The organism is Nitrosopumilus sp. b3 (assembly GCF_014078525.1).
In the GTDB taxonomy this organism is placed as follows: Archaea; Thermoproteota; Nitrososphaeria; order Nitrososphaerales; family Nitrosopumilaceae; genus Nitrosopumilus.
In genome coordinates, this window is the sequence record NZ_MU078696.1 from 65,210 (window position 1) to 90,916 (window position 25,707).

Annotated in this window: 24 protein-coding genes; 11 read left to right on the forward strand and 13 right to left on the reverse strand. The window is 27.9% G+C overall.

What is annotated here, in order from left to right:
• Positions 1 to 19: 19 nt before the first annotated feature.
• Complete coding sequence (locus C6990_RS06445) at positions 20 to 910, reverse strand: NAD-dependent epimerase/dehydratase family protein (RefSeq protein WP_182129629.1); 891 nt, start codon at positions 908 to 910, stop codon at positions 20 to 22.
• Positions 903 to 1,691 carry an FkbM family methyltransferase gene (locus tag C6990_RS06450; protein WP_182129631.1) on the reverse strand — a complete coding sequence of 263 codons (789 nt, stop codon included), beginning with the start codon at positions 1,689 to 1,691 and terminating at the stop codon, positions 903 to 905. The genes C6990_RS06445 and C6990_RS06450 overlap by 8 nt, the downstream gene beginning before the upstream one ends.
• Positions 1,692 to 1,799: 108 nt before the next feature.
• Here C6990_RS06450 and C6990_RS06455 point away from each other — a divergent pair, with 108 nt between their 5' ends.
• Positions 1,800 to 2,735, forward strand: coding sequence for a GDP-mannose 4,6-dehydratase (locus C6990_RS06455; RefSeq protein WP_182129633.1), 936 nt, complete (start codon positions 1,800 to 1,802; stop codon positions 2,733 to 2,735).
• Positions 2,736 to 2,842: 107 nt separating this feature from the next.
• A complete protein-coding gene (locus tag C6990_RS06460) occupies positions 2,843 to 4,174 on the forward strand; it encodes an MBL fold metallo-hydrolase (protein ID WP_182129635.1) in 1,332 nt (443 codons plus the stop codon).
• A gap of 16 nt (positions 4,175 to 4,190) precedes the next feature.
• Here C6990_RS06460 and C6990_RS06465 read toward each other — a convergent pair whose 3' ends face one another.
• From C6990_RS06465 to rfbB, 3 genes are read right to left on the reverse strand one after another with little or no spacing between them, the layout of a single operon-like run.
• Positions 4,191 to 5,237, reverse strand: coding sequence for a glycosyltransferase family 2 protein (locus C6990_RS06465; protein ID WP_182129637.1), 1,047 nt, complete (start codon positions 5,235 to 5,237; stop codon positions 4,191 to 4,193).
• 51 nt (positions 5,238 to 5,288) lie between these two features.
• A complete protein-coding gene (locus tag C6990_RS06470; RefSeq protein ID WP_182129639.1) occupies positions 5,289 to 6,350 on the reverse strand; it encodes a glucose-1-phosphate thymidylyltransferase in 1,062 nt (353 codons plus the stop codon).
• Positions 6,351 to 6,379: 29 nt separating this feature from the next.
• On the reverse strand, positions 6,380 to 7,372 hold the full coding sequence (rfbB, locus tag C6990_RS06475; protein WP_182129641.1) for a dTDP-glucose 4,6-dehydratase: 993 nt from the start codon (positions 7,370 to 7,372) through the stop codon (positions 6,380 to 6,382).
• Between the two features lie 96 nt (positions 7,373 to 7,468).
• On the opposite strand from rfbB, the gene C6990_RS06480 reads away from it, so the two are divergent.
• The 4 genes from C6990_RS06480 to C6990_RS06495 are packed head-to-tail and all read left to right on the forward strand — an operon-like array spanning position 7,469 to position 11,582.
• Complete coding sequence (locus C6990_RS06480; protein ID WP_182129643.1) at positions 7,469 to 7,930, forward strand: WxcM-like domain-containing protein; 462 nt, start codon at positions 7,469 to 7,471, stop codon at positions 7,928 to 7,930.
• A 26-nt stretch (positions 7,931 to 7,956) separates the two neighbouring features.
• Positions 7,957 to 9,837, forward strand: coding sequence for a glycosyltransferase family protein (locus tag C6990_RS06485; protein WP_182129645.1), 1,881 nt, complete (start codon positions 7,957 to 7,959; stop codon positions 9,835 to 9,837).
• Positions 9,838 to 9,893: 56 nt separating this feature from the next.
• On the forward strand, positions 9,894 to 10,769 hold the full coding sequence (locus C6990_RS06490) for a class I SAM-dependent methyltransferase (RefSeq protein WP_182129647.1): 876 nt from the start codon (positions 9,894 to 9,896) through the stop codon (positions 10,767 to 10,769).
• A 48-nt stretch (positions 10,770 to 10,817) separates the two neighbouring features.
• Positions 10,818 to 11,582: a cytidylyltransferase domain-containing protein gene (locus C6990_RS06495; RefSeq protein WP_182129649.1), complete on the forward strand. Its 765-nt coding sequence runs from the start codon at positions 10,818 to 10,820 to the stop codon at positions 11,580 to 11,582.
• A gap of 46 nt (positions 11,583 to 11,628) precedes the next feature.
• Here the strand turns inward: C6990_RS06495 and C6990_RS06500 are convergent, their stop codons facing one another.
• Genes C6990_RS06500 through C6990_RS06510 form a run of 3 tightly spaced genes read right to left on the reverse strand, consistent with a single transcriptional unit; the run spans position 11,629 to position 14,998 of the window.
• Positions 11,629 to 13,059 carry a DUF4910 domain-containing protein gene (locus C6990_RS06500; protein WP_182129652.1) on the reverse strand — a complete coding sequence of 477 codons (1,431 nt, stop codon included), beginning with the start codon at positions 13,057 to 13,059 and terminating at the stop codon, positions 11,629 to 11,631.
• Between the two features lie 15 nt (positions 13,060 to 13,074).
• Positions 13,075 to 14,124: an N-acetylneuraminate synthase family protein gene (locus tag C6990_RS06505; RefSeq protein ID WP_182129654.1), complete on the reverse strand. Its 1,050-nt coding sequence runs from the start codon at positions 14,122 to 14,124 to the stop codon at positions 13,075 to 13,077.
• A complete protein-coding gene (locus C6990_RS06510) occupies positions 14,105 to 14,998 on the reverse strand; it encodes an SDR family oxidoreductase (protein WP_182129656.1) in 894 nt (297 codons plus the stop codon). The genes C6990_RS06505 and C6990_RS06510 overlap by 20 nt, the downstream gene beginning before the upstream one ends.
• Before the next feature lie 227 nt (positions 14,999 to 15,225).
• Here C6990_RS06510 and C6990_RS06515 point away from each other — a divergent pair, with 227 nt between their 5' ends.
• On the forward strand, positions 15,226 to 16,116 hold the full coding sequence (locus C6990_RS06515; protein ID WP_220463377.1) for a hypothetical protein: 891 nt from the start codon (positions 15,226 to 15,228) through the stop codon (positions 16,114 to 16,116).
• A gap of 6 nt (positions 16,117 to 16,122) precedes the next feature.
• Positions 16,123 to 17,103, forward strand: a complete 981-nt coding sequence (locus C6990_RS06520; protein ID WP_182129660.1) for a Gfo/Idh/MocA family protein — start codon at positions 16,123 to 16,125, stop codon at positions 17,101 to 17,103.
• Here the strand turns inward: C6990_RS06520 and C6990_RS06525 are convergent.
• A complete protein-coding gene (locus C6990_RS06525) occupies positions 17,100 to 18,104 on the reverse strand; it encodes an SDR family NAD(P)-dependent oxidoreductase (protein WP_182129662.1) in 1,005 nt (334 codons plus the stop codon). The genes C6990_RS06520 and C6990_RS06525 overlap by 4 nt on opposite strands.
• A 97-nt stretch (positions 18,105 to 18,201) precedes the next feature.
• Between C6990_RS06525 and C6990_RS06530 the strand changes: the two genes are divergently transcribed.
• Complete coding sequence (locus C6990_RS06530) at positions 18,202 to 19,503, forward strand: hypothetical protein (protein WP_182129664.1); 1,302 nt, start codon at positions 18,202 to 18,204, stop codon at positions 19,501 to 19,503.
• A gap of 116 nt (positions 19,504 to 19,619) precedes the next feature.
• Positions 19,620 to 20,936: an aminotransferase class III-fold pyridoxal phosphate-dependent enzyme gene (locus C6990_RS06535; RefSeq protein WP_182129666.1), complete on the forward strand. Its 1,317-nt coding sequence runs from the start codon at positions 19,620 to 19,622 to the stop codon at positions 20,934 to 20,936.
• 1 nt (position 20,937) lies between these two features.
• Here the strand turns inward: C6990_RS06535 and C6990_RS06540 are convergent, their stop codons facing one another.
• Genes C6990_RS06540 through C6990_RS06555 form a run of 4 tightly spaced genes read right to left on the reverse strand, consistent with a single transcriptional unit; the run spans position 20,938 to position 24,530 of the window.
• Positions 20,938 to 21,681, reverse strand: coding sequence for a cytidylyltransferase domain-containing protein (locus C6990_RS06540; RefSeq protein ID WP_182129668.1), 744 nt, complete (start codon positions 21,679 to 21,681; stop codon positions 20,938 to 20,940).
• A gap of 4 nt (positions 21,682 to 21,685) precedes the next feature.
• Positions 21,686 to 22,666, reverse strand: coding sequence for a GDP-mannose 4,6-dehydratase (locus C6990_RS06545; protein WP_182129670.1), 981 nt, complete (start codon positions 22,664 to 22,666; stop codon positions 21,686 to 21,688).
• Positions 22,663 to 23,484, reverse strand: a complete 822-nt coding sequence (locus tag C6990_RS06550) for a TIM barrel protein (protein WP_182129672.1) — start codon at positions 23,482 to 23,484, stop codon at positions 22,663 to 22,665. Before C6990_RS06550 ends, C6990_RS06545 begins: the two co-directional genes overlap by 4 nt.
• Complete coding sequence (locus C6990_RS06555; RefSeq protein ID WP_182129674.1) at positions 23,481 to 24,530, reverse strand: N-acetylneuraminate synthase family protein; 1,050 nt, start codon at positions 24,528 to 24,530, stop codon at positions 23,481 to 23,483. Before C6990_RS06555 ends, C6990_RS06550 begins: the two co-directional genes overlap by 4 nt.
• A 93-nt stretch (positions 24,531 to 24,623) precedes the next feature.
• Here C6990_RS06555 and C6990_RS06560 point away from each other — a divergent pair, with 93 nt between their 5' ends.
• Entirely contained in the window at positions 24,624 to 25,625 is a 1,002-nt protein-coding gene (locus C6990_RS06560) for a Gfo/Idh/MocA family protein (RefSeq protein WP_182129676.1), read from the forward strand.
• Positions 25,626 to 25,707: the final 82 nt, after the last annotated feature.

Here is a 25,707-nt window from a genome sequence, read left to right on the forward strand (position 1 = left end):
CAACATTGGTAAAATCTATTCATTTTGACATCGATTTATCTGGTATCTGATTTAAAACATCTTGGAACTTAATTGATGGCTTGAATCCTAAATCTTTTTTTGCCTTAGAAATATCCATTTTAAAATTTCTTACTTCAAATGTTCTGTTTTTTTTCCTGTTGAATTTTATTTTCTTTTTAGAAAATTTTTCAATTTCGTGAATTAATTCTAATATTGTTTTAGATTCACCACTGCCTATATTATAAATTCCTGCCTTTTTTGAATCGATAACATTTAACAATCCTTTTGCTGCATCATTAAAATGAATTAGATCAATCTCTTGTTTTCCGCCAAAAACTGTGATTTTTTTGTTTTGTAACGCAATTTTAATCATTTTTGATATCCCTCTTTTTGAAAAATTCTCTCCGTAAAAATTTGTGAACCGTATAATACAATATGGGATTTTATATAATTTATTATAGTTTAAAATTAAATCTTCACTCATCATTTTAGTTATTCCATTGACATTAATTGGATTTAATTTAGATTTTTCATTAACTTTTGATCTTGAATTCCCATAAACTTCTCTACTTGAAGAAAAAATTATCTTCGGTTTAATTTCTAAACAACTCTTCAATACATTAAATGTTCCAAACACATTAGTTTGAAATGCCTCCTTGGAATTTTCTTCACATTCATAATTGCCAGTAATTCCTGCTAAATGAATCACATGAGTTGGTTTGAATTTGTAAATAATCTTATTCACGGAATTAAAATCTCTAATGTCGCATTTTATGGAATTCTTAATATCTTTATGACTATGCTTAACTAGAGGAAGGTAACACTCACCACGATTATTTAACAAATCCATTAAAGTTCTTCCTAGCGCGCCTCCCGCACCAATAATTAAAATTCTATTCTTCTTATTCATTTTCATCTCTTTGTATTGCATATAGTAATCCTAAATTCTTTGAATACTCTTTAACTGAAATATCAAAATTTAAGTCTTGTAATCTTTCCTTCATTTTTTCATATGAGTTATAATTATTATTAAAAAGATGATACTCCATTACAATTTTTTTAATTTTAATAAAATATTCATCTGGTAATGACTCTAAAATTTTGAATTCAGCACCCTCACAATCCATTTTTAAAAAATTGCATTTTTCAATATTATTTACATCCATAATTTTTTTTAGTGTTGTGGAATTAACGATTTCAAATTTTTTTTCTGATTGAATTATACTGTGCCCTGCATCGTCTTCACTCAGGAAAATTTTAATCTCTTTTTGATCATTTGAAACAGCTAAATTAAAATGATTGACATTTGAAATGTTATTCATTTCTATATTGTCTTTTAGTAAATGATAATTTTTTTTAACTGGTTCATAACAGAAAATTTTTCCTTTTTTACAATTTTTTGTTGCATAAAGAGCAAATAGTCCGATATGTCCACCAATGTCAATAATTATATCATTTTCTTTAATTTCAAAACCGGGAAACTGATATTCTTCAATTACAAATACATTTACCAAAGCTTGTAAGTCTGTTGATTTAGTTCTAATTTTTATCTTGATCCCATTTTTTAATTCAAGTATCGAAAATTCATTCTTGATTAATCCATAGTAAATTAATGGAATAATATACCAGTTCTTAATGATTTTTGTTAAATTTACAAAAATTTTAAATTTTGATTTTTTTCCACTTTTCATCATTTTTTATTAATTTCTCTACAATTAATCTTATATTTTCAATTTCGTATTTTGTACAATTTTGATTAATTAACTAAAGTTAAAAGTTACATATTTTTAAAATTGATTATGAAAATTATGATTTCAGGTGGATTGGGATTTATTGGTAGCCATTTAGCGGAGGATCTCTTGAAATCAAAACATAAAATTGTAATTTTAACAAAAAATGTTTCAAAAAAAAGCAATATTTCAAATTTTTTGGATAAACTTACTCTTGAGAAAGTAGATGTAACGAATTTCAAATCTCTGAAAAAAATTATTCTCAAGTACAAACCTGATGTAATAGTACATTTAGCAGGTAATACCTCGCATTCAAAATCGTTTGAAAATCCCTTTCTTGATATTGACTCTAATGCAAAATCCACACTAAATTTTTTGGAAATAATTAGAACATCAAATATATCTTGTAAATTTATCTTAGGTAGTACATTTATTGTAATTGGGAAACCAAAAAAACTCCCTGTAACTGAAACCACAGAATGTAATCCTACTACACTTTATGGTGTTCATAGATTAACTAGTGAATATTATTGTAAAATATATCATGATGTGTATGGAATTGAAACAATAGTATTTAGAATCACTAATTCATTTGGGCCACGAGAACAAGTCATACCTACAAAAAACGCAATAAATTATTTGATTTTTCAGGCATTCAAAGGAGATGACATTAGTATATACAACAAAGGCAACTTTTTTAGAGATCTGATTTATGTTTCGGATGTTATTTCAGGAATAAAAACTATTTTGAAAAAAGGAAAATCTGGAAATCTTTATTGGATTTCATCTGGACGAAAGACATGGTTTTATGAAATTGGGGCTTTACTCAAAAAACTTACAACAACAAATGTACATTATGCTTCTTCACCAAAATATACTAAAAAAGTTGATGTGGGAAATTTTATTGTTGATAATTCCAAATTAAGAAAATTAGGATGGACACCAAAAGTTTCTGTTGAACAAGGAATCAAAAAAACTTTGGATTATTTCAATTCTCAAAATTAATTCTTGCTTAGCAAATTACTCATAATTTTAGTATATATAGACTGAACAGAGTTTTTGAAATGAAAATATGCACAAATATTAAATAAAATCTAAATATCTTTTTTTCATTGACTCTACCTGAAATTACATTTGTTAATCATGCTTCTGTAGTTTTTTCATTTAAAAAAATTAAATTGATTACAGATCCCTGGCTTTTTGGTAGTGCATTTAATGATAGTTGGGATTTAATCTCTGAATCAAAAATGCACGTAGAAGATTTCAAAGATATTTCCCATATCTGGTTTTCGCATGAACACCCAGATCATTTTTACCCACGTGTTTTACACTCAATTCCTGAAGAAATTCGCAAGAAAATTACAGTTCTTTTTCAAGATACACTAGATCACAGGGTCACTAAAAAATGCAAAGAATTAGGATTTTCAGTAATTGAGATGAAGCATAACAAATTCTATAAACTTGATGATGAATTTCAAGTCAAATGCCGGCCTTATCTTCTCTATGATTCCTTGTTATATTTGGAAATAGGCGATAAAAAAATTTTAAATCTCAATGACTGTGGTGTGGACAGTATTCGACAAGCAGAGTACATTCATAAAATTACTGGTAATGTTGACTTGCTTTTGACTCAATTTGGTTATGCTGCTCACATAGGAGATCCTGAAGATGTAGAGTTAAGAAGGCAAACTTCAAAAGAAAAATTAACAAGAATTAAAATTCAATCACAAGTGTTTAATGCCAAACACGTTATACCTTTTGCAAGTTTCGTTTGGTTCTCTCATGAAGATAATTTTTACATGAATGACGAAGTAAATAAAATCCGAAATGTTGAAGAATTTATTAGAAAAGAAACAAAATCCATTCCAATAATTCTTTATCCAGGCGATCACTGGATTTTAGGTCAAGAACATGATAACAGCAAAGCAATTGAACTTTATGAAAATGATTTTGCAAAAGAACATGAGCCACATAGAAACTCCACTAAAATCCCATTAGAAGATCTTCGTTCTGCTTCAAATGAGTACATAAAAAACATTCGTAGCAGAAATAACTGGACACTTATTAAATTAGCCCATTCTATATCATTTTTAAAAACTGCAAAAATATATCTTAAAGACTTAGAACTTTCAGTCACCTTTGATCTTGTTCATGGAGTTAACGAATCAAGTTTTTCAAAAAAAGATGCTGATATAATCATGGATTCTAACAGCCTTGAATTTGCATTTAAATTTGATTACGGAGCTGATACTCTATTAGCTAACGCAAGGTTTCGTAAATCTGGAGGCAGAACCATGAACTTTTTTAGGCAATTTATGATTGGAACTCTAAATAATAATGGTAGAACGTTTCCACTTGGGATTATTGGATTTTTGCTGCGAGAAAGAAGTATGTGGAAATCCCTTTTTGTAGAAGCGATATTAGGCAAGTATGATTTTGAATAATTAAAAATTAACAATTTTATTTAAACCATAAACGGGAAAACCAACTTAATTTTTCAAATATTTTATTTAAAAAATTATTGTTTTCTTTTTCTATCACCCATTGAGGAACTTCCATTTTATTTGTAAATTTCTTAATTAATTCATCATCGCTGACTGTTCTATTTTTTTGAATTAAATTATGATTTTTAGAAATTGTACTTAAATTTCTTAGGATATCTAAATTTGCTTTAATTTTTGCCGATACAAATCCTTTTTTTAAATAAAACAATGTAACAGCAATATCAACTAATATCAGGGATGGAAGCATTTTTAAAATTGTTTTTCTGCTAAAATTTTTTTGTAAACAATACAATCTGTTACGTTCCATTAAAAAAAATTTAAATGAATTCCATTTGAAACTATATCCTTCAAGAGGATGATAAATTATTGAATTATGAACGTAAAAAGACTTTATTCCTTTTAATCTGCCTCTCCAACATAAATCTAAATCGTCATGATATGCAAACAAGTATGAATCAAAATTTCCAATTTTTCTAAAAATTTCTAATGATGAAAATAAACATGTTCCAGAAGCATATCCTACTTCTTCATCTTTTTCATATTGACCGATATCTTTTTCTCCCTTTCCTCTTGAAAAGCCAAATCCAAATAACTGGATCATGTTTCCAGCACTGATGATAGTTGAATGATCTGTGGTTGCTAAAATCTTTGGCTGATACAACCCGTCACCATATTTTCTAAAAGCAGATAATAACTGATTTAGCCAATCTGGATCAACAATTACATCTGGATTTAAAATTACTAAAAATTCTCCGTTTGCATGCTCAATTCCAACGTTATTTCCTCCACAATATCCTAAATTTTCCTTATTTTCAATCAATATTATGTTTGCAAATTTTTCTTTGCAAATCTTGTGACTATTATCTTTTGAAACATTATCTACAACAATTACTTCTAAATTCTTGTAATTTGAATTAAAAATTGATTCTACGCATTCTAAAAGTAGGCTGCCTGCATTATAGTTTAAAATAATTATGCTGATTAATGGCTCTTTTTCTATCATTTCTTCTAAATCCTTGATTTATTAATATTAACAATTACTATTGAAATTCCTTCAAATTTTGATATTTGTTCCTTCACCTAGAAGGAGTATTTTCTCGTCATTTTCTGCTTGAGAAATTTTTGAATTAGATGAGATTATGCTATTTCTGATTTTTACACTAGTCATTATTTCACAGTTTTCCATAATAATAGAATCTTCAATATTGGATTTTGAAATTTTTGTATTGTTTCCAATACTTGTATTAGGTCCAATCAATGTGTTTTCTTCTATAATACAATTTTCTCCAATTATTACAGGGCCAATTACTTGACAATTTTTTTTTATGATTGTCCCGGATCCAACAATTACATTTCCAACTATTGATACATTTTCCTCTTTTTTGCCTTTAAAGTAAGAATTCATATTTTTTAAAATTTCTTTATTTGCATTGATAATGTCCTCTGGTGTTCCAGTATCTTTCCAATAGTCTGTTATGGTATCATAAATAATTTTATTTCCTTCTTCTAAAAGCATTTGAAGTGCATCAGTAATTTCTAATTCATTTCTCCATGACGGTTTCAATCTTTTAATAATCTCAAAAATTTTAGGAGTCAAAAAATAAATTCCAGTCACTGCCAGATTAGTAGGTGGTTCTTTGGGTTTTTCCATTATTTTTATTATCTGTTCATCTTTTACATCTGCTATGCCAAATCTAGAAGGATTATCAACTTCACATAATAATATAGATGCATCAGCATCAGATTTTTCAAAATTTTTCCTTATATCATCAATACTTTTTTGAATGATATTATCTCCCAGAAAAACAAGAAACTTTTCATTATTCACAAAATCTTCACAAAGTTGTATTGCATGAGCAATGCCTTTTGGATAATCTTGAGAAATATAGGTAAACTTTACACCAAAATCTTCTCCAGTTCCGTAATACTCCTTCACTTTATCTGCACCAACGCCTCCAATGATTATTGCAATTTCCTTGATTCCTGCATTCTTTATTGATTCTACACAGTATTGAGACATTGGTTTGTTTGCAATTGGGAGAAGTTGTTTTGGACCTGTATGAGTTAATGGTCTTAATCTGGTCCCATGCCCTCCGTGTAAAATTATTCCTTTCATGTGAAAATATTTTTTTGTGTATTAATAAGTTAATTAGATTTTTTCCAGGGGGTTTCTTTCCATTCTTTCTCAGGAATTGTTTCCCACCATTCTTTATTTTCCAGATACCAATTCATCGTTTTATTCATCCCCTCTTCGAAATTTACTTTTTCTTTCCATCCGAATTCTTTTCTAATTTTTGTAGAATCCAAACTGTATCTAAAATCATGACCTGGACGATCATCAACAAAAGTCATCATATCTGTAGACTTTCCAATTAGTGCAAGAATTTTTTTAATGATTGCCAAATTATCAATCTCGTTGTTGGCTGAAATATTGTATGATTCGCCTTTTTTACCTTCTTTTAATACTTTTAATATTACATCACAATGATCATCAACATAAATCCAGTCTCTGATGTTTTTCCCGGAACCGTATATGGGAATCTGCTTATTTTGTTTTGCTAAAATTATTACTTTGGGAATTAATTTTTCTGGAAACTGTCTGGGACCATAGTTGTTTGTACAACGAGTAATGACACAATCACAGTCATATGTTTTCACATATGACTTTACCAATAATTCTGCAGAAGCTTTTGATGCTGCATACGGGCTTGATGGATTAAAATTAAATTTTTCATCTGCAGTTCCTTTCTCTAAACTTCCAAAAACTTCATCTGTTGAAATATGAATTAGTCTTTTTTTATTTTTCTTTATTGCTTCTAAAATTGAAAAAACCCCAACAATATTAGAATCAATAAACGGTTTTGCATTTGAAATACTTCTATCTACATGTGATTCTGCTGCAAAATTTATTACTGCATCACATTTTGATACCATATTATCAATTAATTCCAAATTATTGATATTGCCTTTAACAAATTTGTACTTTTTTGAATTATCCAACGCTGATAAATTTTTGTGGTTTGAACCGTACATTTCATCATCGATGTTGATTATCTCATAATCTTCCGATGTTTCAAGTGCTCTTAAAATAAAATTACTTCCTATAAAACCAAGTCCACCTGTTACTAATAACTTCATACAGATGCATTTTTTTATAAAGTAAAATATCTTCCCTATTATTGTTTGATGTCGTAAAAAAGTATCCTTTTAATGATAGAATTTAGTCTCAAACACATGGATGATGAGTTGTTCCATACAAATCTTGAAACTCATTCAACCAAAGATGTTCATGATGGCCATATTAACGGTAATCTGACTGTAATCTGGCGCGATTGGGATAAAATTATTAAAAATACACCTAGAATGGTTTATGTAAGTTCTGTAAATCCTGGCGAGATCAAGGGACCACATCTTCACAAAAAACGACATAGCTACTTTACTTGCATACATGGAAAAGTTATGTTCATAATTCAGGATAAAACAGGTTCATACAAAGAAATAGAATCCGACTCTGAAAAACCCGTCATCATCCATGTTCCACATGGTGTTGCATCTGCCCATGTCAATATTTCTGATGATGTATCCAGAGTACTTACATTAGCAGATATTGCCTGGAAACCAAATGATGATGAAATGGATAATGTGGTTTTTGAAAACTATGACTGGAAAAAATGGAAAAATTCAAGTTCCAATTGAAAATAAAAATGATTAGGTAATGATATTTGGCTGATACTTTATTGTTGATAGATAAATACTCAAATATTGATGAATTAATAAAAAAATCAAAATCTGAAGATTCAAAAATAATTTGTTTTGAAGTACAAGATCATCTTTTCCTTTCAAAATCAAACATCGATCATAAAATTGTTGAAACTTACATCAATGACTCTGATAAAAGATTAATTGAAAAATCTGCGCTCGAGAAAACACTAGGTTGGCATAAACAAAAAGGCATTTTAGAATTTCTTGATATTGACAATATAAATTTAGGTTGGTTGATCGAACAAGAATTTTATCAATATTTGTTTCAAATCATAAGATATTTTATTGGTGTTATGAGAATTTTAGAAAAAGAAAAACCGTCCAAAATTTACACCTCTGAAAATCTTTCATTAATGATTAAATCAATATGTTCTTCTGAATCAATTGATATATTTTCATATCCAAATAAAGAGGAATCTAATTTCTATTCTGATCGTGTTGAGATACCTATCAGTGTGGGCAATAAACATCTGACATTACATACATCTAGAGATTCTGCTCTTAAGATAAAAAGAATTGCTGAATCATTTACAAATTTTATTTTTGATTTGAAATATAACGATCAATCTGATGATAAATCCAATTCTATTCTTTTGATGGAATTTAATAATATTTTTTATGAGAGTTTTTTACAAGAACTTTCATCTTTAGGAATAAATATTATTTTATTAAATGAACGAAAGCCTGCAGTTTGGAATTTTCAAAGTTTAAAAATTGTAAAAAAATTTAATTGTAAAATTCTTCATTTAGATAACATTCCTTCTAATATTCATCAAAAAATTTTAGAAAAACACAAAGAACTCATAAATCAATTAAAAATAATGTTTTCGAATGATAAGTTATTAGAAACTATCTTTTCTTTAAATGGAAAAACTTTTTGGCCATCAATGAAAAGTCACTTTATTTCTAATTGTACAAAAAGATTTCAAGAAGCATTAAAACGAATTGAATTATCTAAAGAATTTTTTAAAACCAAGAAAATTAAATTGCTTGTTACAATGTATGATATGGGTTTTGAAGAACGTGCTATACTTGCTGTGGCTCATAATTTGAAAATTCCTGGAATTTTATTACAACATGGAATTTATCCACAAAATGAATATATCAAACAATTTATTCCAATTGCAGGCATAATCCCTCATCTTAACTTAAAAGAATCTGTATGGGGAGAAAAAATTAAAAATTATTTGTTAGAAATGAATGTTCCAGAAAATCATCTCATTTTATCTGGTAGTTTAAGGCACGATGGTTATTTCCAATTTTTTCAGAAAAAACCTTCTAATAAAATATTACTTGCAACAAATGTTATAGTTGGTTGGGATTATAATGGATTTGATATATTAGTTCATACCAATTATCAAAATAATATAAAAGAAATTTGTAAAATTGTTAATAACATACCTGAAAAAAAATTAATTATAAAATTACATCCTGCTAAATCACCAATTGATAATATTGAAGAAATAATTTCTAATGTGAATTCTTCAATTCCTATTCATAAAACGGGAGATATTTTTGATTACATTCTCGACTCTGAGGTCTTAATTTCAACAGATTGGTCTACTGTATTATTAGAAGCGATGATTTTGGGTATTCCAACCATCACTTTTCCTTCAGACCCTAAGGGATTTGAAGAGGAAGACATTATTCAAAGTGGTGCAACGGTATTAGTAAAAAACTTAGATGAATTTAAAAAAGCCCTTGATGATATATTACATAACAAGGAATATTGTGAAGAAATTATTTCTAAAGGAAAAAAATTTGTAGAACAATATTTAGTAAATAAGGGTACTGCATCAAAATTTCTTGCTAATACTATTAACCAAAATTATTTTGATTAAATCTATTTCTAGTTTTTCCGAAAATTCTATATGTGTATGAATTTGCTTACATAAGTATGACATCTAGTGCCATTTCAAAGAAAGTACAAAAGTATTATGATCAAGAGGTTAAAGATTACACAAAAATGTATAAGAAAAATTATTCTTCATATCCATCAAATTATCTTAGAATGAATATCATATTGGATCGATTAAAAAAAAATAAAATTAAAACGATTTTAGATGTAGGATGTGGTACCTGTGGTCCGATGATAAAATTTTTACAAGAAGGTTATATGGTACAAGGATTTGATTTTTCTAAAGAGATGATAAAAGAAGGCAAAAATGAACTTATCAAAGCTGGATTTAGTCCTGATTTAATCTTTTTTGGAGATTTAGAAAATCCTTCCACTCTTCCTAAAAAAAAATTTGATGCAATCATTGCTTCAGGCGTTTTTCCACATATTGTAAATGAATCTAAAGTTTTGATGAAACTTCAAAAATACCTAAACAAAAATGGTAAAGTTTTCATAGAATTTCGAAATGATCTTTTTTCTATTTTTACATTCAATCAATATTCATTAGATTTTTTCTTAAATCAACTCTTGAATAAAAAATCTTTATCAGGATCAATCGGAAAAGAAGTTAAATCATATTTGATGAATAAATTTGATGTACAAAAATCTAAAACAAAAAATACAAAAAAACTATCTTATACAGACATTTATGCTAAATTTCATAATCCATTATCCATTAAAGAAGATCTTTTTGAACCCAATAATTTTACTGTGAATAAACTACATTTTTATCATTATCATTCATTTCCAACTATTTTCCATAAAAAATACCCAAAATTATTTGAAAAATTAAGTTTAAAACAAGAGCAGCCTAATGATTGGAGAGGATATTTGATGGCATCTGCATTTGTTGTTGAAGCCACAAAAAACAGTTAAGATTTTTAAAGATTCTATAGTTAGAAAAACTAATAATTTTTAATTAACATGACTAAAAAAATAGTTTTAATAATTCAGGCAAGAACTGGCTCCACTCGATTCCCAGAAAAAGTTTTAAAATTAATTCAAAAAAAATCTATGATTTGGCATGTAATTAACAGAGTAAAACAAATTCCTAAAATTGATGTTATTGTGTTGGCAACTACAAAAAAGAAAGAAGATTTAGTACTTGTAAACATTGCAAAAAATAATGATATACAATATTTTCAGGGAAAAACACATAATGTCTTAGATAGATTTTTTCAATGTGCCAAAAAATTTAATGCTGATATAATTATTCGAATAACGTCTGACTGTCCATTAATAGATCCAAAATTAATCCAACAAATGTTACATGTTTATTTGAATCATGACTATGATTATTTATCCAATACAATAAAACCTACATTTCCTGATGGTCTTGATGTCGAAATTTTTTCATTTCAAGCATTAGAGCAAGCATTTCACTCTGCAAAATGGAAATCTGAAATTGAACATGTTACTCCTTATATTAAAAAGAATTCTAAAATCTTTAAAATTTTTAATTATGAAAATAAAAAAAATTTTTCTAATATACGATTAACTGTTGATGAACCATTAGATCTAAAATTAATACGTAAAATTTATAAAAAATTTCGACCAAAACTTATTTTCTCACTTAATGACATTATAAAAATTATTTCAAATGATCCCAATTTTTTTTTAATTAATAGAGATCTTGAGCGTGATGCTGGATATAAAAAATCGTTACAATATGATAAACAAATTCGTTAAAATTTAATTTTTTCACGCACTAAATTTCACTTTTTAATTTTTACAATTATTCATTTATTAAAACTAATTTATGATCTACCAAAATTTTAGTTGCTTTATATAACAATTCTTTTTTCAATCCAGATCTTTTAGAAATATCTTCTATAGTGTTAATTCCATCTGCATAAAACATTAGCCAACTTAGTGCATCAATCATGAGTCCTGAATGTCTGTTGTTTTCATCTACTTCATACTCTCTTGAATGATGATTTTTTGAAAAATTAACTGCCTTTTGAGCAATCTGTCCTCCTGTAGACGGATACAAATTTCTTTTACTTAACATTGGTTCACAAAATGGGTTTAAAGAAGTCAATGTTTTATTTTTGGCTTTTTTGATTTTAAAATTATCTTTATTTTTAATAATTTCAATTTTCTCTAATTTTGAAATGATTTTTAGATAAATTTTTAATGTATCTACTATACTTTTTGATTTTATAAAATTTAGATTATCAAGAGATGTGTGATAATAATCAAATTCATAATATTTGTCTTTACAAATTGTTCCTATTGGAATTCTAAAATATGGTGCAGAAAAATGTGATTCATCACTTCCATTGATATCAAATGGATATCTTATGTAATCTACATTTGATTCTTTAAATGACTCATCTACAATTTTATCTATGAAACAATTTTCTAAAAATGTCTCTTTATAGCTAAATTTACTTGGTCCTCCTACACAAGTTAATACAAATCCTCCATCCACTTTACTCATCATTTCTTCATTTTTTGCAAGATATGCTATTGCACCAATTGTTTCTGGGACTAATGCAAATCTGTATGAATGTTTTAATTTTAAAGATTTTAGAATTTTTAATAATATTATCCATAGTATCATTCCTGACATATTATCATTTGCAAGTGACGGATGACAACAATATGACGAAAAAATAAATTCTTTTCCTGAATTCCCCATTATATTATACTCCCCATATGTTAGAGAACCTAATTCAAGTGAAGAATTTATTACTGCATGATATTTTTTTTGTTTGTCTAATTTACAAAAATCATTAAATGCTAAACAAAATCCCCAATCTCTTTTATAATATGTAGTTCTATATGGTATTGCATCTGGTAAATTTTGTAGAGTGTGTAAATGTTTTTTCAATTCTTCATATGACATCCATTTGTCAATTGGAATGCTGTAATTCATTACATGCAAATTATTTTTTTGAAAATCAATTATTCTTTTTCCTTCTTCATCTTCTATATATGCATCTGTTATATTCCATTCATCTGGAATTATCCAGTCATAGCATTGAGTTTTAGATGGTATTTCTTTTACGGTAAATTCTGTTACATGATTTAAAATTTTTAATGATTTTCTCACTCCATTACCTGTAATACTTCTACAAATTGGAAATAATTCTTTAAATAATTTCTCAACATTTTTTGTTATTTCTATTTCATCTATTGAAAATTCATTAATTGTTTCCATTTTTTCACATTCAATTCAAACATCTTTTAAAGATATAGCTACGTACTCATCAAGATCTCTTTTTGCCTTTTTGTTCAAAATTTTACCAAATTCTGAGGCTGGAAGTCCTACGAATGGTCTTAATGTCATAATGTTGTCTCTGGTAAATTTTTCATTTTTTCTAATTTTTTTAATTGTAAATACTGATCTTCTCTGTATGATTCTTGTCTCTTTTTCACTTTTTTCCACTTTTTTTATTCCATTTCCTTTTGCACTTTCAATTAATCTGATCTCTTTTACCATCTTTGCAAATTCCTTAGGATTCATAGAATGAGGATGGTCTGGCCCATTTAATTTTACATTGTCTGTAAAATGTTTTTCAATTACACATGCACCTAATGCCACACTTGCCAAAATTATCAATGAACCTGGAGAATGATCAGAATATCCAACATTGAGCTTAAATTTATCTTTAAAGGTGTTTAAAACTCCTAAGTTTGCTTCCTCTATTGGAGAAGGATATTGAGTAATTGACTGCATTAAAATTATTTTATTATTGCCAGATGATTTGATTGCATTAACTGCTTCTTTTACTTCTTTCATCGTGCTTGCTCCAGTAGCAAGAAAAATTGGTTTCTTTGTCTTAGCAACCACTTTCAAAAATTCTGTATCTGTTATGTCTCCAGAACCTATCTTTATTGCTGAAATGTTGATTTTTTTTAATAATTTCACTGCATCATAATTATAAGGTGTTGATAAAAAATCAATTCCAATTTTCTTTGCATATTCATTTAGTTTTTTATGCCATGATAAAGGAAATTCTGCATTTTTATAAACCTCCCAAATTGGTTTTTTCCATTTAGACTGAAAAGTTGTTTTTTTCTCAAATCCTTTTTTTGATAAAATTTGCTCAGTAGTAAAACTTTGAAATTTTGCTGCGTCTGCTCCTGCATTTTTTGCAAGTTTGATCATTTTTTTTGCCTTTAAAAAACTTCCATCAAAATTTGAACCTATTTCTGCTATGATATAACAAGGACGCTTTTCACCTATTTTCCTCTTTCCAATTTTAATGGCTTTGTTTGTCATTATAGTTTATCTTAATCTCCTCTCTAATTTTTAATATTTGTTCTTTTAATGAAGGAAAATTCATTTTCAGTATTTTTTTTGCCTTTAAATTTGATAACGATGTATTTTTTGGTCTTTTTGCAATCAAACTTGAATGTTCAATAGATCCTTTTTTTATAAGTTTTTTATTGAAACCAAAAGTATCCGCAATCTCACATCCAAAATTATATTTATTTATAATTTCATCAGAACCAAGATGAATAATACCTGAATATTCCATATTTCCAAATTTTAATATTAAATCACTCAAAAATGATATTTCTAAAGGATTAAAAATAATATCTTCAAATCCTGTGAATTCTTTATTCTCTTTTAAATTTCTTAATATCCAATTGAATAAAAATTTTCCTTGATGATGGTATCCAAATAAATTTGTTCTAATAATTATAAAATCATCTAAATTTTCTTGAAGTAATTCCTCTCCTAATAATTTTGATTTTCCATAAACATTGATGGGCTTTACATCGTCTTCTTCTGTGTATAATCCCAGAGTTCCGTCAAACACTGAATCTGTGGAAATATGAATTAATTTTGAAGAGATTTGTTTACATGTCTTTGCAATGTTTTTTACTCCAATACCGTTTACCATATTTGCAAATTTTTCATTTTTTTCTAAATAGTCAATATCTGTATTTGCTGCACAATTAATTACTAAATCTGGTTTTTCTTTATTTAAAAAACTATTTACAAAATCAAAATTTGTTATATCTAATTTCTTAAATTCATTTGATGTATTTTGAAAATTTGTTCCAATAACTTTTTTGTTGTTATTTTTTAAATTAGTAAAAATTTTAGATCCTAAAAACCCACATCCTATAATGACAGTTTTATCCACAAGCAATATCAAATTGGCGTGACTATTAGTTTTATTCTTAACCTAGAAACCCATTTATCAAAACAGATTCACAACTATTTTATAAATTGAAAAAATTGATTTATTATATAACCGATCATGGAAGGGGACATGCTACACGTTCAGTTGCTCTTATTAGAAAATTACAAACCTATGGAATCAAGATAATAATCAGAAATTCTAATGTTATAGATTTTCTCCAAAAATCCTTGCCTGGAATTGAGATTAAAAAAGGTGTTACTGACATTGGACCTGTTTTAAATTCTGATGGAATATCTATCAATCATAACGAATCAATTGAGAAAATTTCTAATTGGATAAATAATATTAATAGCATTTCTAGCCAAGAAGTAGAATTTCTAAAGTATGAAAACCCCGATCTCATCATATCTGATGTATCGCCAATGCCATTAATTGCAGCAAACTCAATAAATATTCCATCAGTTGTCATCTCAAATTTTTCTTGGTATGATGTTTTAACATTCCTTCCAGAAAATATTAGATTAAAATTTAAGGAATATTATGACTTGGCTGATTTTTGTCTTCAACTACCGTTGGGAACCGAGATGAATCATTTTAAAAAAAAATATAAAATTAAATTGATTGCAAGAAATCTAACTGAAAATTTAGATGAGATCAGAAAACTATATCATATTAAAAAATCATTACCATGTGTCCTATTCGCTTTAGGTGGTTCGAAAAATAAAATTTCATTTTCATATGATGATAATGTCCAAATCATATCTTTAAACACAAAGTTTGAAGATTCAATAACAACACATGATCTTTCTGATACTGTTGAAGGTCAAAACTTAGTTTCAATTGCAGATTTAGTTATTTGTAAATGTGGATATGGTTTAATTTCTGAGTGTTTAAGTAATGGAACTCCATTTTTTTATCTGGCAGATGATAGCCATCCTGAACAAATGGCCATATCTAACGAATTAATCAATAGAGGAATTAATTCCAGAGTTTCCTTTGAAGACATAAAACAATTACATATTTCATCCCAATTTCTGCAAAATATTCCTAAAATCGGTCGTGACTCTATTGATCTTGATGATACAATTAATTACATATTGAAATTTATAAAAAACTGATCTATTTTGAAGATATTAGTTTTGGGTGGTGGATCTATTGGTCAACGTCACATTGCAAATCTTGTTGAAATAATTCCTAGGAATTGTATCTATCTATATGATGTAGAAAAAAATCAACTTGATTTTGTATCAAAAAAATTTAAAATTAATTCTACTGATCAATTGATTTACGACGGTTATGATTGCTTGTTTATCTGTACCCCGCCATCCACTCATATTACATTGGCCATAAATGCTTTAAAACATGGATGTCATGTATTTATTGAAAAACCCCTATCCTCAAATTCAAAAGGAATATTATCATTACAAAAATTATCTAAAAAAAAGAATCTTTTAGTTTTTGTTGGTTATACTTTTAGATTTAATTCTGGTTTAAATAATATAAAAAAAATTCTTCAAAAAAAGCAATTAGGAAAACCTCTTTCTGTATCTGCTTATTTTGGTCAATATCTTCCTGACTGGAGACCAAAACAAAATTATAAAAAAAATTATTCTGCAGTAAAGCGATTAGGTGGTGGAATTATTCATGACAGCTCTCATGAAATCGATTATCTGATTTGGTTATTTGGAAACCCAAAAGAAATTCAATCTAGTTATGTAACAACTGATATTATAAAAACCGATGTTGAAGGAATTGCAGAAATTATTTTGAAATTTAAGAATAATCTTCTTGGTACAATCCACCTCGATTTTATTCGTCGAGAATACAGACGCTCGGTTGAAATATTATGTGAAAATGGAATAGTTTTTTGGTCATTAAAAGAAAATAAAATCAAAGTATTTAATTCAAAAAATAACAAATGGATCATTTATCCAATCAAAGAGAATACAAATGACATGTATATACAAGAAATAAAACATGTTTTACATTGTATTAAACAAAAAAAGCCTTCAAATATTATAGGTTTAGATAATGGAATAAATTCACACAAATTTTCTGATTTAATTATAAAAAGTGGTAAAATTGGTAAACGTATTAATATTTAATTTTCTATTAGACCTGAATTTAAAATAATCTTTTTTAATTCTTCTTTAGATATTTTTTTAGTAGTATTAGAATCGTATTCTGATGATGCTTTCACTCTTGAAATATCTTTATAATTATTTTCAACCTCTTTTGTTTTCCTATTTTCATTCAATATTACATATTTGTTATTGAATTTCCATGTATAACGCATTTCATCATGATTAATCAATATTTCATGCATTTTTTCACCCTCTCTGATTCCAATTATTTCTTCACCTGGGTCATTTAATAATTCAGTCAATGCATTTTTGATATCTTTAATTGTATATGCGTGTAAATTAGGAATGAAAACTTCGGAACCTTTTACCTCTTTACACGACTCTAAAATAAAATCAAGTGCATCATTCATTGTAATACTGAATCTTGTCATTTCAGGATCAGTGATGGTTATCTTCTGGTTATTTTTTATTTGATTGATAAATAATGGAACAACAGACCCACTACTTCCCAATACGTTACCGTACCTTAATGCAACAAATTTTGTTTTATGTTTTGCAGGGTTAATGTAATTATTTGCAGTAACAAAGAGTTTCTCCATCAAAAGCTTTGTTGCACCATAGGTATTCAAAGGAGATACTGCTTTATCTGTACCAATAGCTATTGCTAGTTCAACATTTTCATGTAACGATGCATCTATTATATTTTGACTCCCAATCACATTTGTTTTCACAGCTTCAAATGGGTTGTATGCAACCACTGGAACATGCTTTAACGCAGCAGCATGAAAAACAATATCTATATCTTCAAATGCTCTGTTTAACCTAGAAAGATCTCTTATATCTCCTATGAGAAACCTTAAACGATCTTCATCTTTGAATTCAGAACGCATTTTTACTTGTTTATCTTCATTACGACTAAAAATTCTAATTGTGTCAATATCGTATTCTAAAAGACGCTTTGTAAGTGCATTACCTAAAGAACCGGTTCCACCTGTGATAAGAATTTTTTTCCCTTCAAACACTCAATATTTTTCTAAAGTACCATAAATAACCTTATTCATAAAAATTTGGATTCTAATTATTTATAGATCATCACATTAATTAATTTACAGATTTCTAATGAAAATTTTAGTTCCCTCACCTGTTTCTCCAAATAATAAAAGTGTAAGAATTACATATGTTTCTGAAATAATAAAAGATCTCAAGAAACTAACAAATTTAGATTTTTACTTATTTGTATATCAACCTGATAAACTCAATTCTTTTAATTTTCCAGATTTTAATATTTTAGATATTCATGATTTTACTGACGCAATAGACTGTTTGGACAAAATACAACCTGACTGTGTCATGATTGGTCCTAATTATGAACCTATACAGTATGCATTCAGCTTAGCTTGTAAAAAATTAAAGATTCCATTAGTATCATTTTATTATTTTGGATATGGATATGAACAATCTGATTCCATGACTAGATATGCCAAAATTATTTTTTATTTGAGAAACATTTTTTCAAATTCACTTCCTACTGATTCTGATGACCAAAAATTTTTTTTAAGAAGGCTGACCTTTATCATCTATAAAATAAGATTTCTTAATAGAACCAAAAAGTCTGCTGGTTATAAACATAATTTTATACAAAAATACTTTTCATCTTTTTATAATTACTTCTTACGTAAAGAACTTCCTATAACTAAATTTCCAGTTTTGCATTTACTTCCAGATCCATCATGGATAGAACCTCTTAAAAAAATCGGTATTCCACAAGAAAAATTATGTGTTACTGGCAGTCCTTATTGGGATCAGTTATATAGAAATTCAAAAAATTATGTTCCAAAACAAACTGTTTCCAAGAAAATTTCAATCTTGATAATCACTGACGCATTATTGGAACATGGTATATGGAATAAAAATAAATTTACATCATTTATCACCAACTTAATAAATGAATTGTCAAAAAAATCGGAATTTTCATTTTCATTTAAGATACATCCTGCATCTGAAAACAAAACAAAATATCATAATCTATTTCAAAAATTAAGAAATGATTCAAAAATTTATCAAAATGAAAATATTTGGGATATTTTAGGACAATATGATCTAGTTATAACATTTGGATTTTCAACAATTCATTCTGAACTTTCATTGGTAGGGGCAAAGATGATTTTACTAGATTTCAATTTCAATTTTCCTTTATTTCCTTTTGTTAAAGAAGGATTAGAATTTGGGAATGTTATGAAATGCACTGATATATCTCATTTAAATGACATGATTATTGATTTTACAAATAATGCCAACATTTCAAACAAATCGTTTAACTCAACTAAAAATTTTCTCTATAAATTTGATGGAAAATCAGGATTACGAGTTAGTGAAGAATTAATTAAAATAATTAATCAAAATTTACCAGAAAAAAAATAAATTTAATTTTAATGATCATTTTGACTCTGATTCAAAAGACATTGAATCACTTTAATGCTTTATTTAAAATACTATATTTTAAAAAGGATTAATAGATTCAAAAATTAAACAATACTGTGGACAGATCATTAACAAATTCTAACAATCTTAAGAATAGAGCAAAAAAAGTAGTTCCTCATCTTACTGGAACTTTTAGTAGAGCTGCCCCATCATATGTTGAAGGAGTTTTCCCTGTATATGCTCAATCTGCAAAAGGTTCTCATTTTATTGATGTGGATGGAAATGAATACATTGATTATTTGATGGCTTTGGGTCCAATAACACTTGGTTATAACTATGAACCCGTTAACCAAGCTATAATTTCACAGTTAAAAGAGGGGATTCTATTTTCTCTCCCACATCCTATAGAGGTAAAATTATCTGAAAAAATTTGTGAAGTAATCCCATATGCAGACATGGCAAAATTTGAAAAATCTGGTTCAAATGCAGTAACTGCAGCAGTTCGTGCGGCTCGAGCTTTTACTAAAAGAGATAAAATTGCTTATTGTGGTTCTGGCGGTGTATGGCATGACTGGCAAGCTGCAATGGTCAGTAGAGATGGTGGAGTTCCAAAATTTAATTCTGAATTGATAAAAATCTTTGATTATAATGATGTAGATGGTCTAGAACAAATTTTTGAAGATAATAAAAATGAGATTGCCGCTGTAGTTTTAGAACCAACCATGTATGAGCAACCACAAAATGATTTCCTTGATAAAGTTAGAAAAATAGCAACTCAGAATGACTCTCTTTTAGTTTTAGATGAAATTGTAACTGGATTCAGATTTGATATTGCGGGTGCACAAAAATATTTCAACATTAAAGGTGATCTGGTTTGCTTTGGTAAGGGGATGGGAAACGGCCTTCCAATTTCTTGCATTACTGGCCCATCTGAATTTATGAAAACTTTTGATGAATTATGGGTTTCTTCCACAAATAACAGTGAAAATCTTTCTCTTGCAGGAACTTATGCGGTTATTAAAGAAATGGAAGAAAAGAACACAATATCTCATTGTTGGGATATTGGAAAAAAATTATTTTACGGATGGAATAAAACTGTCGAAAAATTTGGTTTAGATGCAAAGATGTATGGCTATCCGATACGAATGCACATGCAATGCTTTGATTCAACTAAGAAGGAATCCCTTTCAATGAAATCTCTCATATTACAGGAAATGATAAAAAAAGGCATTTTTATGTCTGTGTTAGGAGGTACTTTCATTTGTTTTTCTCATTCTGAAAAAGATATTGAAAATACCCTAACTGCTTTGGAAAGTGCATGTGAATTTGTAACTAAAAATGTTAAAAATGAAAATTACGGAGATTTTTTAGAAGGATTAATGCCAAAATCAATTTGGTCCATGAAAATATTTCCGACAAAAAAGAATTTTTAATTCATTTTATACTTGCATTGAATTTAGCTTGATTTTCAAGAAACTCTTTTTGTCTATAAAAATTTATTTCAATTATCTCTTTGTTATGTTTTAAATATTCTAAAATTTCTTCTCCACTGGATTCTATTTCTATTTCTTTATATAATCTTCTAAAAAATTCTAGATCTTCTTCATAATCTAAAGTAAATCTTACATTTTCATTTTTTTCAAATTCTTTTAATATAACTAAATCACTGGTGAGATTAGCTTTTTCAATAAATCTAGTTATTACATCTGTGTTGGTTTCTTCTAGATTAGCTATAGAATATAGTTTTTCAATTCCTTTTTTATTAATTGCATATGTAAAAAACCCTGTAATGATTTCTTTGGGGTGTGTAATCAAATCTACTGATTTCGCTTTTAATTCTGATATGGCTCTTTTACCTATTTCATAATTATATGATAAATCATCCCCATCAACTAAAAGTGCATTTTCAATATCAAATTTATTAAAACAATCAAACCATCTTTTAATTTTATTTAATAATGATCCTCGAAAAATTTTCACATTATTTTTTTTTGCTATTTCTTCAAATATATCATCGTCTTTTGACTTTGATGTTGCTAAAATTACTGTAAATCCTGTTTTTTTTGCTCTCTTAATTACGACCTCTATTGTTTTTAATTCTCCTTTGACGTTCATTATTGCTTTATTACGCAAACGTGTAGATGAATTTCTCACAGTGACTATGGCAGCATCACTCATTTCTTCAAAAACTCAATGAATGTGATTTGTGGTATTCTATATCATGTTCAACCATCTTTTTCACTAATTCTTTAAAACTTGTTTTAGATTTCCATCCAATCTTTTCTTTTGCTTTTGAGGCATCTCCCACTAAATCTTCTATGTCCGTTGGTCTCATTACTGATTGATCAATTTCTACGAAATCGTGCCAGTCTCCTAATCCTGCATAATCTGTTGCCAGGGTCAGAAATTCTTCAACCGAGTGGGATTCTCCTGTTGCAATTACATAATCATCAGGGTTTTTTTGCTGTAACATCATCCACATAGCTTCTACATAATCACCTGCAAATCCCCAGTCTCTTTTTGCGTAAATGTTTCCGAGTTTAAGTTTTTTTTGTTTTCCCAATTTAATTTCTGCAAGTGTCCAAGAAATTTTTCTTGTTACAAATTCAAGACCTCGCAATGGTGATTCGTGATTAAATAAAATTCCACAACATGCAAAAATATTGTATGCTTCTCTATAATGATTTGATATATTATGTGCAAAAACTTTTGCTACTCCATAAGGACTTCTTGGAATAAATGGTGATTCTTCATTTTTTATTCCAATATAATTCCCATACATTTCACTTGATGATGCTTGATAAAATTTTGCGTCTGGAGTATTTTCTTTTACAGCTTCTAATATTCTCAAAACACCTAACCCTGTAATATCCGAAGTTAGAATTGGTTGTTGAAATGAAGCTCCTACAAATGACTGAGCAGCCAAATTGTAAATTTCATCAGGCATGGATTTTTTTATGGCAGATTGAATTGAACCATAATCTGCTAAATCAGCTTTGATTGTTGTTACTTTATCAAAAATGCTAATTTCTTCTAATCTCTCAAAACATTTGTGACTAGTACGCCTAAAAGTTCCAGAAACATTGTATCCTTTATCTAACAAAAATTTTGCTAAATAAGTACCATCTTGACCGGTTAATCCAAAGATTAATGCATTTTTCAATTTAGTATCAATCCTGCCTCAGTTATTTTCTGTAGGAATTCCCTAAAACCCTTTCCACCATTTTCATGCCCTTTCCAAACTTCTATTGCAAATCCTTTATCTTGATGCCTATTTAAAATTGGTATAATCTTTTCAAATTCCATACTGCCTTCTCCATATTGCAATCCTTCTCCATCAATACCATCTGCATCTGAAATATGAAAATGATCCACATTATTTTGAATAATATTAAGTTGATCAATTAATGAAATCTGTTTTGTGTTACAATAAAGTTGGGCATGACACAAATCATAACATACTTTGAGATTCAGTTCTTTACAATATTGATTCATGTCATTTGCATCAAGAAAAACATTCGAATTCCATCTACCACCAAAAAACCATGCATAAGGCGGCATATTTTCCATCAAAAAATTTACTTTGCTGATATCTAATTTTTCAACAGCCTTTGTAATGCTGGTTTTAACCTTCTCTTTATTTTCTCTGCTTATTTCTGTTAGTGAATAACCACCAGGATGTACAATTATTGATGGTCTTCCTTGGAATTGTTCACTTAACTTAACTGTTTTATCTATTGCTTTTTGAATCAATTCTATTGTTTTTTCTTGAGAATGTATTTGATTTGTTTCTCCTAAACTGACTATATCTAATAACTTTCTTTCAAAATATTCATAACAATGAACAATTAATCTCTGTTCAAATTTTTGCTCTAATTCTAAATTTAAATCACTATCTGAAAAATGGAATTCTAAAATTTTTGGTTTAAATAACAACATGTCATCTAAGTCTTGTTTTCTTACTTTCATTCCTAAAATCATAAATCATCATCTTGAATGTAATTGCCTTTTTTTATTCCCCGTTTTGATTTTTTGCCCAATATATCATAAAAAAATTGAGGTGAAAGTCCTTTTGCAGGTCCTTTGACCTCAAGATTATCTTCTGAAAAGACATCTCCTTTATTTACATCAATTTTTACAACTATGCTTTTTCCTAAAACTTCTTTTTGTAGAATTTCCCCTCTAGTCATTTTTTTTATGGGTTTTCCTTTTGCTTTTTCTGCTTCTCTGATATTTTTTACCAATTCTTTAAATTCATTGGGTTCTAGTGATGCAGCTTGATCTAAACCCTCCATCGTTTTATCTAATGTAATGTGCCTTTCAATCATCACTGCTCCTAATACTGTTGCTGCTAGCGTACTAACAATTCCTGATTCATGTCCACTGTATCCTATAGGAACTTGAAATTTATTTTTTAATACAGGTATGAGTTCTAAATTTAGTGTTTCAACGGGAGCTGGATATGTGCTATTACAATGAAGTAAAACGAACTGAGCATTGTTTTTTTCTAAAAAATATACGGTTCTTTCTATTTCTTCCATATTTGACATTCCTGTGGAAACAATTAATGGCTTACCTGTTTTAATTATGTAAAGTAATAAAGGAAAATTTGTCAAATCTGCCGAGGCAATTTTGTATGCTGGAAGATTAAATTGTTCGAGGAAGTCTACACTAGGTATATCCCATGGAGTACATAGAAATGTAATGTTTTTTTGCTTACAATATTGAACTAATTGCTTATAATCTTCATCTTTGAATTCTACTTCTTTAAGAACATCTATTAGAATCTCTAAACCCTGACTCTCAATATTAGGATTTTTTAAAACATCTTCTCTATAAAGATCCTTTAAGGATCTTTTTTGAAATTTTACTGCGTTCACTCCTGCATCACATGCTTCATCGATAAGCTTTTTTGCAGTTTCAATATTGCCATTATGATTTATTCCGATTTCCGCAATTATGTAAGATGGGTATTGTGAACCAATAATCTCATCTCCAATATTGATTTCATTATGAATTTCTGTCATTTGTTACTAGAAAAATTTTAGAGTATTTTAACGTGATTTTAGTTTCAATTTTTCAAAAGGGATATTTAATACCCTCAAAAATGATGAATGTTCATGCAAATTTTGGTTGTTGGTTTAGGCTCAATGGGTAAACGAAGAATTAGAAGCTTGATGAAACTTGGTTTTAAAAATATTATTGGATTTGATCCTAGATCTGACAGGCGTAGTGAATCAGAAAAATTATATAAAATATCCACCGTTTCAACAATAAAAGAGGCTATTCAAAAAAAACTTTATTGTATGATTATTTCGACTCCGCCTGATTCTCATTACAAGTATGCATCAATTGCAATAAAAAACAACATTCATTTTTTTACAGAAGTAAATCTTTCATCATATGATGTTAAAAAAATTATTGTACAATTAAATAAAAAATCTATTATTGGATTACCCTCAAATACACTTCTACATCACCCGCTAATTAAAAAATTAAAAATACTTTTGAAACAAAATCAAATTGGAAATACTTTAACGGTATATCATCATTTTGGACATTATTTACCTAACTGGCATCCATGGGAAGATTATAGAGAATTTTATGCATCTAAGAAAAAAACAGGCGCAGCAAGAGAAATAATTCCCTTTGAATTAGTTTGGTTAACATATTTGTTTTCTAAAATCAAATCTGTTTATGGAAGTATTCACAAAGTTTCTAATCTTAAAACTAACATTAATGATCTTTACCAAATAATAATTGAGTTTTCAAATGGCATTCAATGTATTATGGTAATTGATGTAATTTCTGATCCTGCATTTAGCCAAACAAAAATTATTGGTCAAAAAGGAGTTATCCTTTGTGATCATAATGAAGGAACAATTAAGATAGGAAAATCTTCTAAATGGAAAACAATTCAAATCAAATCTGGTGAAGTTGCAAAGGGATACAAAGGAAATACTCCGTCAGAATCATTATATGTTGATGAAATGAACCAATTTATGGTTGCAATTAAACAGAAAAAACAACCTCGATATACCTTTAATGATGAATTAAAAATTTTAAAGATTTTGGATGCTATTGAACTAAGTGATAAAAGATCTAGAAAAATAAATCTATAAAAATAATATAAAAATCAACTCCGAATACTTTGTAGTAATTAAATTATATAATATGTACTTTAAATAGAAATGTAATGTGATG